Annotated in this window: 10 protein-coding genes; 9 read left to right on the top strand and 1 reads right to left on the bottom strand. The window is 62.3% G+C overall.

Annotated features, from left to right (window positions below; genetic code table 11):
- Nucleotides 1-361 precede the first annotated feature (361 nt).
- Nucleotides 362-1,501: a tRNA guanosine(34) transglycosylase Tgt gene (tgt, locus tag DW870_RS05470; protein ID WP_117848645.1), complete on the top strand. Its 1,140-nt coding sequence runs from the start codon at nucleotides 362-364 to the stop codon at nucleotides 1,499-1,501.
- A gap of 233 nt (nucleotides 1,502-1,734) precedes the next feature.
- The gene (locus DW870_RS05465; RefSeq protein WP_117848647.1) at nucleotides 1,735-2,493 is read left to right on the top strand and encodes a TIGR00730 family Rossman fold protein; all 759 of its coding nucleotides are present in this window, start codon (nucleotides 1,735-1,737) and stop codon (nucleotides 2,491-2,493) included.
- Nucleotides 2,494-2,661: 168 nt separating this feature from the next.
- Here DW870_RS05465 and DW870_RS05460 read toward each other — a convergent pair whose 3' ends face one another.
- Nucleotides 2,662-3,522, bottom strand: coding sequence for a DegV family protein (locus DW870_RS05460; RefSeq protein ID WP_117770182.1), 861 nt, complete (start codon nucleotides 3,520-3,522; stop codon nucleotides 2,662-2,664).
- Nucleotides 3,523-3,645: 123 nt separating this feature from the next.
- Here DW870_RS05460 and DW870_RS05455 point away from each other — a divergent pair, with 123 nt between their 5' ends.
- From DW870_RS05455 to DW870_RS05425, 7 genes are all read left to right on the top strand, one after another.
- A complete protein-coding gene (locus DW870_RS05455; protein WP_233504640.1) occupies nucleotides 3,646-4,341 on the top strand; it encodes an HAD hydrolase-like protein in 696 nt (231 codons plus the stop codon).
- A gap of 53 nt (nucleotides 4,342-4,394) precedes the next feature.
- On the top strand, nucleotides 4,395-5,831 hold the full coding sequence (locus DW870_RS05450; protein ID WP_117770184.1) for a M20 family metallopeptidase: 1,437 nt from the start codon (nucleotides 4,395-4,397) through the stop codon (nucleotides 5,829-5,831).
- 371 nt (nucleotides 5,832-6,202) lie between these two features.
- Nucleotides 6,203-7,159, top strand: a complete 957-nt coding sequence (locus tag DW870_RS05445; protein ID WP_233504641.1) for a phosphate ABC transporter substrate-binding protein — start codon at nucleotides 6,203-6,205, stop codon at nucleotides 7,157-7,159.
- Between the two features lie 24 nt (nucleotides 7,160-7,183).
- Nucleotides 7,184-8,092 (top strand): phosphate ABC transporter permease subunit PstC, encoded by a 909-nt coding sequence (gene pstC, locus DW870_RS05440; protein WP_006235426.1) that lies wholly within the window; start codon nucleotides 7,184-7,186, stop codon nucleotides 8,090-8,092.
- Nucleotides 8,085-9,011 (top strand): phosphate ABC transporter permease PstA, encoded by a 927-nt coding sequence (gene pstA, locus DW870_RS05435; protein WP_117770186.1) that lies wholly within the window; start codon nucleotides 8,085-8,087, stop codon nucleotides 9,009-9,011. Before pstC ends, pstA begins: the two co-directional genes overlap by 8 nt.
- Complete coding sequence (gene pstB / locus DW870_RS05430; RefSeq protein ID WP_199573611.1) at nucleotides 9,008-9,880, top strand: phosphate ABC transporter ATP-binding protein PstB; 873 nt, start codon at nucleotides 9,008-9,010, stop codon at nucleotides 9,878-9,880. The genes pstA and pstB overlap by 4 nt, the downstream gene beginning before the upstream one ends.
- A 205-nt stretch (nucleotides 9,881-10,085) precedes the next feature.
- On the top strand, nucleotides 10,086-11,945 hold the full coding sequence (locus DW870_RS05425) for an ABC-F family ATP-binding cassette domain-containing protein (protein WP_117877094.1): 1,860 nt from the start codon (nucleotides 10,086-10,088) through the stop codon (nucleotides 11,943-11,945).
- The last annotated feature ends 5 nt before the right edge of the window (nucleotides 11,946-11,950 follow it).

Below are 11,950 nucleotides of genomic sequence, written 5' to 3'. Positions count from 1 at the left end.
GGTCACGAGCGGGGGCTCCTATCTTTTTAGTGCCCTCGGATTGGGTCATAGTGTCTGTCGTTGACAAAGCATCGGCGTTCCCTTGGCTGTTGGATGTAGTCGTTGGGGACGTTCTTAAATGACTAGTTGAAAGGGACACTCTTGCCGGCACTTGGGGACAGTCCCTAAGTGCCGGCAGATTGGGACACTCCTTTGCAAGGTGGCGCTGAAGACCGTCCCCAACGACCAGTCGTTTAAGAACGTCCCCAACGACTAGCTCGGGAACCTGATCCTAATGCACTAGTTTCTGTCGAGTCGGTGCTTCTTGCGGGTTGCCCGTATAATGGTTTGCGTATGAACCGCAACCAAGGAGTTCCAGTTTATGGACCAGAGCCTTTTTAAATTCGACCTGATCGCCGAGGATCCGACGACGCATGCGCGTGCCGGCGTGCTGCACACCCCGCACGGCGACATCGAGACGCCGATCTTTATGCCCGTGGGCACCAAGGCAAACGTCAAGGGCATCCCCACCGAGACCGTCAAACAGCTCGGCGCCCAGATCGTGCTTGCCAACACCTATCATCTGTCCATGCGTCCCGGCGAGGACACTATCGCCGAGCTGGGCGGCCTGCACAAGTTTATGAACTGGCACGGTCCTATCCTCACCGACTCGGGCGGTTTCCAGGTGTTCAGCCACAACGACGCCGTCAAGCTCACCGACGAGGGCGTGCGCTTTATCGTCAACGACTACGACGGCCGCCACGTGTTCTGGACGCCCGAGGACAACATGGAAATCGCCATGAAGCTCGGCTCCGACATCTGCATGCAGCTGGACCAGTGCCCGGGCTATCCCGCCACGCGCGCCTACGTTGAGCGCGCGGTGGAGCTGTCGAGCATGTGGGCCGAGCGCTGCTACAAGGCTCACACCCGCGATGACCAGGCGCTCTTTGGCATCGTCCAGGGCGGCATGCATCTGGATCTGCGCCTGCGCTCTCTGCGCCATCTGGAGGAGTGCGGCGACTTCCCCGGTTACGGCATCGGCGGCTACTCGGTGGGCGAGGACCACGAGACCATGTTCGAGACCCTGGTGCCGCTTGTGAGCGAGTACATGCCCAAGCACAAGCCGCGCTACCTGATGGGCGTCGGCAACCCGACGACGCTCGTGCGCGGCGTGGGCGTGGGCATCGATATGTTCGACTGCGTGCTGCCGACGCGCACCGGCCGCATGGGCACGGCATTCTCCAGTGAAGGTCGCCTTAACTTCCGCAACGCGCGTTTTGCGCACGACGACGGCCCCATCGACCCCACCTGCACCTGCCCGGTGTGCACGGGCGGCTACAGCCGCGCGCTCATTCGCCACATGGTCACGCAGAAGGAGATGCTCGGCGGCATCCTGCTTTCGATGCACAACATCTACTACCTGCTCAACCTTATGCAGCGTGCTCGCCAGGCCATTATCGAGGGTCGCTATGGTGCATTCGTGAGCGATTGGATGAATAGCCCTGCCGCGGTGGATTACTAAGGGCGGCGCGGGCGCTTGCAGGCACTCGCGCGATGTCGAGACCGCGTGCCAATCGACCGCGCGCAGCCGTCGCCGGGCATCGCATTCGCCGGCGTCGGTTGCGCGACCGCTAACCGATAGCTTGCAAGCACTTGATACATCGTGGGTACCATACCGAATAGTTGATGTTCGGGCGGGTGTTTGGCGCATGGCGTCGACCCCGCCCGTTTTTCTTTTTCTCGATAGGAGTACCCATGATTAAGAACGAGAATGTCGAGGGCGAGCCTTCCTACGACGAGACGTACCGCCGCGGCCCCGTGGTCATGCGCGGCCCGATGATTCCTAAGGACAATACGTACGCTAACCTGCTGGCGCCCGAGGAGTCGACCGACTGGTTGCATGCCGATCCGTGGCGCGTACTGCGCATCCAGGCCGAGTTTGTCGACGGCTTTGGCGCGCTTGCCGAGCTCGGACCTGCGGTGACCATCTTCGGTAGCGCCCGCACGCCCAAGACCGATACGCTCTACAAGGCGGCGCGCACCGTCGGGCGTAAGATTGCCCAGCGCGGCGTGGCGGTTATCACCGGTGGCGGCCCCGGCATCATGGAAGCGGCCAACAAGGGAGCGGCGAGCGTCAACGGCAAGTCAGTTGGTTTGGGCATTGAGCTGCCGCACGAGCAGGGGCTCAACAAATACGTGAACCTCGGTATGGACTTCCGCTACTTCTTTGTGCGCAAGACCATGTTCGTCAAATACAGCTCGGGCGCTATTGTGTTTCCCGGCGGGTTTGGCACGCTCGACGAGATGTTTGAGGTGCTCACGCTGGTGCAAACGCACAAGGTCAAGCGCATGCCGCTTGTGCTGGTAGGCAGCGAGTACTGGCAGGGCCTATTCGACTGGCTTAACGGTCCGGTGATGGACGCCGGTATGATCAGCCCGCTCGATCCGGAGCTGGTGCACATCACCGACGACCTCAACGAGGCCGTCGACATCGCCCTGAGCGGGCTGATGTAGAGTAGCTAAAATGGGACGGGGCTAAAAAGACTGGTCTGAAACGTTTGATATCAGTCTTTTTTGCCCCGTCCCAAATGAACTGCTTCTAAGTTGCGGTGGAATAGGGATTGATTTGCGGCTGATAAGCCAAAAACAGTCCCTATTTCACCGCAACTGATGTGGGCGTCCCTAGTGAGTTGGCTGGTAGCGGGGGCAGTAGCTGATGGCGATGGCATCGACGCCTACGTGGGTGGCGATGGTGCAGCCGATGGGGCCGGTGCCGGCGTCTACGTAGTCCTGGCCCGCGAGCGCCTCGTTGACAAGTTCCTGCTCCTCGGCGGCGCCGGTCGTGAGCACGCGCACGCTTGAGCCCGGGTGCTCGTCCAAAAACGCGAGGCAATCTGCCATGGTGTTGGCGACGATGCGCTTGGCGCCGCGGCCCTTTTTGCTCGCCTTGATCTCGCCCGACTGCCACTCCGGCGAAACGGCCAGGCGAATGTTGAGCATATGCGTGAGCTGGCCGGCGAGCTTGGGCGCGCGGCCGTTCTTAACGAGGTTCTCGAGCGTGCGGGGAATCAGCAGCAGGTGGGCGTCGGGCAGCGTCGCGCGGATCTGCGCCTCGGTTTCGTCCAGGCTGCGGCCATCTTCGCGCATGGCCCGCGCATACTCCACCAGCAGGCCCTCGGCGCCCGAGCCAGTGCGCGAATCGATGCAGCGCACGTCGAGCTCGTGCGTTTCGGCCGTCAGGCTGGCGTTGGCATAGCAGGCAGACCACTCGCTGCATAGCGAGATAAAGATGGCACTATCGTGGCCGTCGGCGCGCACGCGGTCAAAGAGTGCCTTGAACTCGCCGGCGCTCGGCTGCGAGGTGTGCGGCAACTGCTCGGAACCAGCCATGCGGGCGACGTATTCCTCGGCGGTAATCTGCACCTGGTCGAGCAGGTCCTCGCCCTCGATAATCACATGCAGTGGAATCACGTAAATGCCGAGCTCTTGAGCACGGGCGGGGGAGATGTCCGACGTGGAGTCGGTTATGATGGCAAAAGACATAATTGCACCTTTCGTTGGGGCGCTTTCGCGCCGCCTTCTGAGAGCAAAGTGCGACAAGTATAGTGGAGTTGCTCTACATTGCTAGGTTCAATTGTTGAATAGTCAACAGTTTGAAGTGTCGGTGTGGAAATCATCAACTGGGGAAGAGGGATGCCGATGGCGGCATTACAGCTATGCGAGCGGCCGATTGTGTTGTTCGATTTTGACGGCACGGTGGCAGATACGGGTCGGGCGGTGATGACCTCGACGCGCAAGACGCTGGCTGCGCGCGGGTTTTCGGAGGCACAGATGGGCGATTTGCGCCGTATGATCGGGCCGCCCCTGTGGAAAAGCTTTCACGACTTTTATGGCTTCTCGCGCGAGGAGTCGCTGGTGGTGGCCGACGAGTACCGCGCCTTTTTTGATGAGCTGGGACCGGAAGAGTATCCCGTGTTCGACGGGATCCCCGAGTTGCTGGATGGGTTGGCCGCTCAGGGCAAGCGCATGGCCGTGGCGACGTCTCGCATGGAGGTGAAGTGCGTCGACATGGTACGTGAACTCGGGCTTTCTCAGTTTGAGGCGGTGGTTGGCATGAATCCGCCGCAGGGTCGCGAAATCAAGGCCGATTCGGTCCGCGACGCCCTGGCGGCGCTTGGCGCGATTGCCGATGAGGCCGTGATGATTGGCGACCGCTTTAACGATGTGGAGGGCGCGCACGCGATGGGCGTGCCGTGTATCGGCATCTATTCGGGCGCGGCGGCGCCGGGGGAGCACGAGGCCGCGGGCGCCGATGCGGTGGTGCACTCGGTGGCCGAGCTTGCTAAACTTTTCGCTATATAAGTATTTGATGTGAGGGGCGGCACACTTGCCCCTTACTGGTAAGGAGGTCGTCCATGAATCAGGTGGAGCAGAGCGTTACCGAGTACGTCGACGAGGTCTGGGAAGATGCCGTCGCCGATATCGAGCGGCTGGTGAGCTATCCGTCCGTGGCGGTTTCTGCCAATGCGGAACCCGATGCGCCGTTTGGCCGTCCGGTCCGTGATGCGCTCGATTGCGCGCTCGGCATCGCGCAAAAGCTCGGCTACCAGACGAGCGACGACGGGGGCTATGTGGGCATCGCCGACATTCCCGGCCGCGGTGACAAGCAGCTCGCGACCATTTGCCATGTGGACGTGGTGCCTGCCGGTCCTGGTTGGAACACTGACCCGTTTGCGATGGAGCGCCGCGAGGGCTGGCTGCTCGGCCGTGGCGTGATCGACGACAAGGGCCCGGCGGTGCTGTCGCTCTACGCCGGCGCTTATCTGCTCAAGCACGGCATTGTGCCGCGCTATACCTTCCGCGCGCTGCTGGGCTGCGATGAGGAAGTGGGCATGTCCGACGTTCATCACTATCTGGAGAACTACGCAGACCCCGACTTTCTATTTACGCCCGATGCCGAGTTCCCGGTCTGCAATGCCGAGAAGGGCCAGTTTGGGGCGACGTTTGTGAGCTCCAAGATCGACGGCGGCCGCATTGTGTTTTGGAGCGGCGCCGAGGCGAGCAACGCCATTCCGTCGCAGTCTATCTGCGAGCTCGCGATTGCCGCTGATGAGCTGCCGGCGCCGGTCGAGAACGCCGACCGCCTGGAGATTACGGCACTCGATAACGGGCATGCGCAGATTTTCGCCCACGGCATTGGCGGTCATGCCTCGATGCCCGAGGGAACGATCAATGCCGTCGGCCTGATCGTGGCGTATCTGCGCGAGGCCGAGGATGCGTTTGGTGCCCGCGGCGAGCGCCTGCTGACGCCTGCCGAGCACGAGTTTGTCAAGTTTTTGGCCTTTGTGCATGCGGACGCCTATGGCCGCGGCCTGGGTATCGACGCGACGAGTCCGGCGTTTGGCCCGCTCACCTGCAACCCCGGCGTCATCCGTGTGGTGGATGGCCATATCGAGCAGGTCATCGACGTGCGCTTCCCCGACAGCACGAGCGCCGATACCATCCGCGAGCAGCTCGAGCCGCTCGTGGGTCGCTTTGACGTGACGTATCGCTTGGGTCATGCAAAGGTGCCGTTCTCGGTGTCTGCCGATGATCCGGCCGTGAAGGCGCTTATCGATACCTATAACGAGTTTACGGGCAAGCATGCCGAGCCTTTTGCCATGGGCGGCGGCACGTACGCGCGCAACTTTGCCCGCGCCGTCTCGTTTGGCCCCGAGGAGACCGGTCTGGAGCTGCCCGCGTGGGGCGGCCAGATGCACGGCCCCAACGAGTGCGCCAACGAGGAGCAGCTCAAGCAGGCGCTCAAGATTTATATTGTGGCAATCCTGCGCTTGAATGAGCTGGAGCTGTAGGGCTTCCCCAGGCACCCGACCTTGCCCCTCAAACCGTCGCTTGCGTACCAAAGTACGCGGCGCTCCTCTTTCGGGGCAATCTCGGGCACCTGGAAAACCCCTATATCCTGCTTGGATACAAACTTGAATTACGAGCCCGGTGCTTTTGCCCGGGCTTTTTCTGTTGCGGTGGGATAGTCGTTGGCGACACTCCTCCGGTGTAAAAGGCGGGCCATGCTTGGCGGCGGGTTTGTTATTCGTTTGTAAAGCCGAGTCGCGCTTGCGGTAAGGGTCTATCAAATGACCGTAAGAAACCGCAGCTGGCGCGGGCGCTGCCCGATCGAGGTCGTATCTTTCCAAACAGCAAAGCGGGCAGGGTGCCCGCGAGTCGCATGTACGAAAGGAAGATCATGCTCGATCAGGCTTATTCTCGTCGTCAGTTCCTCGGCCTCGCTGGTGGTTTTGCCAGCATCGTCGGTCTCGGTCTCGTTGGCTGCGGCGGCTCCGGCGCATCCGACGCCGCCGACAAGGGTAGCGCCGCTGCTGCCGAGTCCGTCTCCGGCGAGGTGACCTACGACGGTGCCTCTTCGTTCCAGGCTCTCGTCGAGGCCGCTGCCGAGAAGTTCATGGATGCCAACCCGGACGTCTCCGTCTCCGGCTCGGGTAACGGTTCGGGCAAGGGCCTGACCGCTGTTGCCGCCGGCACCGTCACCATCGGCAACTCCGACGTCTTCGCCGAGACCAAGCTCGAGGCCGACCAGGTCAAGAACCTCGTCGACCACGAGGTCGCCGTCGTGGGCATGGGTCCCGTCGTCTCCAAGAACGTGACGGTCGACGACCTGTCCCTCGAGCAGCTCAAGGGCATCTTCTCTGGCCAGATCACCAACTGGAAGGAGGTCGGCGGCGACGACGCCACCATCGTCGTCCTCAACCGCAAGGCCGGCTCCGGCACCCGCGCCACCTTCGAGGCCGCCGTCTTTGGCGACGAGGCCGTCGACTTTAAGGGCGACGCCGAGCTCGACAAGTCCGGCGACGTCCAGACTCAGATGGGCAGCACCGATAACGCCATCTCCTACCTCGACTTCTCGCACTTCGATGACTCCAAGTTCAACGCCATCAAGGTCGAGGGCGTCGAGCCCAAGAGCAAGAATGTCACTGATGACTCCTTCAAGATCTGGGCTACCGAGCACATGTACTGCTCCAAGGACGCCGACGAGGCCACCAAGGCCTTCCTGGAGTTCATGCTTTCCGACGACGTCCAGGGCAAGCTCGTCGAGGAGCAGGGCTTCATCCCCGTCTCTGCCATGAAGGTCGTCAAGGACGCCAGCGGCAAGGTCTCTGCTAAATAAGTAATCGCCCCGGAAAGGTTTGCAATGGCAAAACAGCTGCCAAAGCGCGACCTTGAGAACGTGGGCCTGGGCGTCACGGGCGCGTGCGTAGCGCTCGTGACGCTTGTCGTTGCCGCGCTCATCTTTATGGTCGCCCAAAAGGGCCTCTCGGCTTTTGTCAAGGACGGCGTCTCGGTCGTCGAGTTTTTCACCGGCACCAAGTGGGACCTGGCCAACACAGCCGAAAACGGCCTGCCCTATACCGGCGCCCTGCCCCTGATCGTCACCTCGTTTGCGGTCATGGTGCTCTCCACGCTTATCGCGCTGCCCATCGCCATCGGCTCTGCCATCTTTGCGGTCGAGATTAGCCCTAAGTTTGGCTCTAAGATCTTTCAGCCGCTCATTGAGCTTTTGACCGGCATCCCCTCGGTCGTCTTTGGCCTGATCGGTTTTCACGTGGTCGTCGGTCTTATGAAGAGCGTTTTCCATGTGAGCACGGGCCTGGGCATCTTGCCCGGCGCCATCGTGCTGGCGGTCATGATTCTGCCGACGATGACCACGCTTTCGGTCGATGGCCTGCGCGCCGTGCCCGACGGCTACCGCCAGGGCTCGCTCGCGCTGGGCTACACCCGCTGGCAGACCATCTGGCACGTGGTGCTCAAGTCCGCCATGCCGTCGCTCATGACCGCGGTTATCTTGGGCATGACCCGCGCCTTTGGCGAGACGCTCGCCGTGCGCATGGTCATCGGCGGCATCGAGGCCATGCCGACGTCGCTGCTGTCGCCGGCTTCGACCATCACCACCACGCTCACCACGTCCATGGCAGTCTATGCCGAGGGCTCGGCCCAAGACGATGTTCTGTGGGCGCTCGGCCTGCTGCTGATGGGCATGAGTCTCATCTTCATCCTGATCATCCACCTTATCGGCCGCAAGGGGGCGAAGGCTCGTGGCTAGCACGCGTATCCACATCGACGAGGCGAGGCTCGGGCGTGTCCAAAAGCAGGACCGCTTCGCCACGGGCGTGTTGACGGCGATCGTCGCCATCGTCATGCTCATCGTCGTCTCCATGGTGGCCTATATCCTGTTCGAGGGCATCTCGACGCTGTTCCAGCCGGGCTTTCTCACGGAGCCGTCGCGCGCCAACGGAACGCAGGGCGGCGTGCTCTACCAGCTGTTCGACTCGTTCTACCTGCTGCTGATCACCCTGATCATCTCGGTGCCCATCAGCCTGGGCGGAGCGGTCTTTTTGGTTGAGTACGCGCCGGACGGACCCATCCGCGACATCGCCTCCACCGCCATCGAGACGTTGTCCTCGCTGCCTTCCATCGTCGTCGGCATGTTCGGTTTTCTGGTGTTCTCGGTGCAGCTGGGCTGGAAGTACTCCATCATCTCCGGCGCTGTCGCGCTCACCATGTTCAATATCCCCATCCTGGTGCGCGTGATCCAGCAGGCGCTCGAGGACGTGCCACAGGCCCAGCGCGATGCATGCCTGGCCATGGGCCTTACCCGCTGGGAGGCCACGCTGCACATCCTGATTCCCGAGGCCATGCCCGCCATCGTGACCGGCATCGTGCTTTCGGCCGGCCGTGTGTTTGGCGAGGCCGCAGCACTGCTCTTTACCTCGGGTATGAGCTCGCCGGTTCGCCTGAACTTCTTGAGCTTTAACCTGTCGAGCCCCACCTGTGCCTGGAACGTGTTCCGCCCTGGCGAGTCGCTCGCCGTGCATATCTACAAGATCTATGGCGAGGGCAGCCCCGAGGCCCAGCAGATCGTCTGGGGCACCGCGGCGCTGCTGATGATTTGCGTGCTGCTGTTTAACGTAGTCGCCCGTATCGTGGGCAAGCAACTGGCAAGGAGGATGACGGCCGAATGAGCGAGATGGGTGTAACGCCCGCAACCGAAGCGGCATCGTCCGAGACCCAGGACTTTTTGTCGAGCGTGGGGGAGAGCGAGAAGCGCGTGCGCGTGAGCGGCAAGGCCGTGAGCGACGAGGTCGTGCTCTCCACTAAGGACGTCAACGTGTACTATGGCGACCACCATGCCCTGCACAATACGTCGCTCGAGTTTCACAAGGGCGAGATCACGGCACTCATCGGGCCTTCGGGCTGCGGTAAGTCGACCTTTTTGCGCAGCCTCAACCTTATGAACCGCGAGATTCGCGGCTGCCGCGTGGAGGGCGAGATTAACTACCGCGGACGCAATGTGAACACCAGGACCGAGAACACGTACGAGCTGCGTCGCTCCATTGGCATGGTGTTCCAGCAGCCCAACCCTTTCCGCAAGTCCATTCGCGACAACATCACGTTTGCGCCCAAGCGTCACGGCATTACCGACCGTGACGAGCTTGATCGTATGGTCGAGGAGAGCCTGCGCGGTGCAGCGCTGTGGGACGAGGTCAAGGACAAGCTCGACAAGAGCGCCTACGCGCTTTCGGGCGGTCAGCAGCAGCGCCTGTGCATCGCGCGCACGCTGGCGCTCAACCCCGATGTGATCCTGTTTGACGAACCCTGCTCGGCGCTCGACCCCATCTCGACGTTGGCGATCGAGGACCTCATGTCGTCGATTGTGGCCGACCGCGCCATCGTCATCGTGACGCACAACATAGAGCAGGCGTCGCGTGTGTCCAACCGCACGGCGTTCTTCTACATGGGCGATATGGTCGAGTACGACGAGACCGACGAGATTTTCCAACGGCCCAAGGATAAGCGGCTGAATGATTACCTCACCGGCATGTTCTCCTAGTCCGGGACATGCTTGAGGCCCGCGGCGGCCACGGTTGTCACGGGACTGATTGGAGAGACGGGTCATCTCTTTTGGGAGATGGCCCGCCTTTTTGCTCTGCGACCGAAACGACCGCCACAAAGGGGACAGGCGCCTTCGTGGTGGTTTGGGGTGGGGCTCGCTGCTATCATGGACAACGTTGAATTTCTACGAAGGAGCAGGGCATATGGCGATTCTTTTGGGATGCGATTCCGTCAGCCTAGAGTTTCCCACCAAGCATATTTTCGATAGCGTGACGCTCGGCGTGGGCGAGGGCGACCGCATTGGTATTGTCGGCAAAAACGGCGACGGCAAGTCGACGCTGCTGAGCGTGCTCGCCGGCACGCTGGAGCCCGATGACGGGCGCGTGACGCACCGTCGCGGCACCACGATCGGTCTGCTCGGCCAAAAGGACAACCTGGTCGATACCGACACCGTGCATCATGCCGTCGTGGGCGACACGCCCGAGTATGAGTGGGCGTCGAGTCCGCGTACGCGCCAGATTCTGGCTGGCCTTATTAGCGATGTGCCCTGGGAGGGCACGGTGGGCGAGCTTTCGGGCGGCCAGCGCCGTCGCGTGGACCTCGCGCGCCTGCTGATCGACGACTATGACGTGCTCATGCTCGACGAGCCCACCAATCACCTGGACATGCGCACTATCAACTGGCTCGCGCGTCACTTAAAGGCCCGCTGGCAGCGCGGCCAGGGCGCGATGCTCGTGGTCACGCACGACCGCTGGTTCTTGGACGAGGTCTGCACCAGTATGTGGGAGGTCCACGACGGCCAGGTCGATCCCTTCGAGGGCGGCTACTCCGCATATATCCTGCAGCGCGTGGAGCGCGACCGCATGGCCGCGGTTACCGAGGAGCGTCGTCGCAACATGGCGCGCAAGGAGCTCGCGTGGCTGAGCCGCGGTGCCCAGGCGCGCTCCACCAAGCCCAAGTTTCGCGTGGATGCCGCCCGCGAGCTCATCGCCGACGTGCCGCCCGTGCGTGACGAGCTGGAGCTCAAGCGCCTAGCCGTGAGCCGCCTGGGCAAGCAGGTTATCGATGTGGTCGACGTGGACGCTGGCTATGCGGATACCGATGGCGCGCCCAAGCAGGTGCTCTCTGACGTGACCTGGCTCATTGGTGCGGGCGACCGCTATGGTCTTTTGGGTGAGAATGGCGCTGGCAAGTCGACGCTGCTCGATGTGATCCAGGGTAAAATTGCGCCCACGCGCGGCCGCGTGAAGATTGGCCAGACGGTACGCTTTGGCGTGCTGTCGCAGCAGCTCGAGGAGCTCGAGCCCTATATGGGCGACACGATCCGCGAGGTGCTCAGCAACTATAAGAAGTACTACGTCATCGACGGCAAGGAGACTTCGCCCGAGAAGCTCTGCGAGCGTCTGGGCTTTACGACGCAGCAGCTCTGGAGCCGCATCGGCGATCTTTCGGGCGGTCAGCGCCGTCGCCTGTCGCTGCTGCTGACGATCCTGGACGAGCCCAACGTGCTCATCCTGGACGAGCCGGGCAACGATCTGGATACCGACATGCTCGCGATTGTCGAGGATCTGCTCGACGGTTGGCCCGGCACGCTGATCCTGGTGACGCACGACCGCTTCTTGATGGAGCGCGTGACCGACCAGCAGTGGGCGCTGCTCGACGGCCACCTGACGCATATGCCCGGCGGCGTGGACCAGTATCTGCGCCTGTGCAACGCCACCGCCGAGGGCGAGCCCGTGGGTGCGCCGAGCGCCAAGACCGGCACGTTCGACACCGGTGCCGCGGCAGCTGTGGCCGAAAAGCCCAAGTCGAGCGGTCAGCCCAACGGCCTGTCCAACGCCGAGCGCCAGAAGCTCCGCCGCGAGGTGAGTTCGCTCGAGCGCAAGATGGAGACGCAGCGCGCCCGCGTTGAGGAGGCCGAGGCAGCAATGGCCCAAGTCGATCCCACCAACTACACGGCGCTCGGCGAGCAGCAGGCAAAGATCGACGAGGCTCACGCCGCCATGGACGAGCTGGAGATGGCGTGGCTCGAGGCGAGCGAAAAGCTCGAGGGCGAGGAGTAGACGAG

It is taken from the genome of Collinsella sp. AM38-1BH (genome assembly GCF_003467545.1).
GTDB lineage: Bacteria > Actinomycetota > Coriobacteriia > Coriobacteriales > Coriobacteriaceae > Collinsella.
This window is presented reverse-complemented; position numbering and strand designations above follow the sequence as displayed.

Bases quoted from the DNA above. Each gene is read 5' to 3' on its own strand.
- tgt (WP_117848645.1), top strand. From the start codon at position 362: ATGGACCAGAGCCTTTTTAAATTCGACCTGATCGCCGAGGATCCGACG.
- DW870_RS05465 (WP_117848647.1), top strand. From the start codon at position 1,735: ATGATTAAGAACGAGAATGTCGAGGGCGAGCCTTCCTACGACGAGACG.
- DW870_RS05460 (WP_117770182.1), bottom strand. From the start codon at position 3,522: ATGTCTTTTGCCATCATAACCGACTCCACGTCGGACATCTCCCCCGCC.
- DW870_RS05450 (WP_117770184.1), top strand. From the start codon at position 4,395: ATGAATCAGGTGGAGCAGAGCGTTACCGAGTACGTCGACGAGGTCTGG.
- DW870_RS05445 (WP_233504641.1), top strand. From the start codon at position 6,203: ATGTACGAAAGGAAGATCATGCTCGATCAGGCTTATTCTCGTCGTCAG.
- pstC (WP_006235426.1), top strand. From the start codon at position 7,184: ATGGCAAAACAGCTGCCAAAGCGCGACCTTGAGAACGTGGGCCTGGGC.
- pstB (WP_199573611.1), top strand. From the start codon at position 9,008: ATGAGCGAGATGGGTGTAACGCCCGCAACCGAAGCGGCATCGTCCGAG.
- DW870_RS05425 (WP_117877094.1), top strand. From the start codon at position 10,086: ATGGCGATTCTTTTGGGATGCGATTCCGTCAGCCTAGAGTTTCCCACC.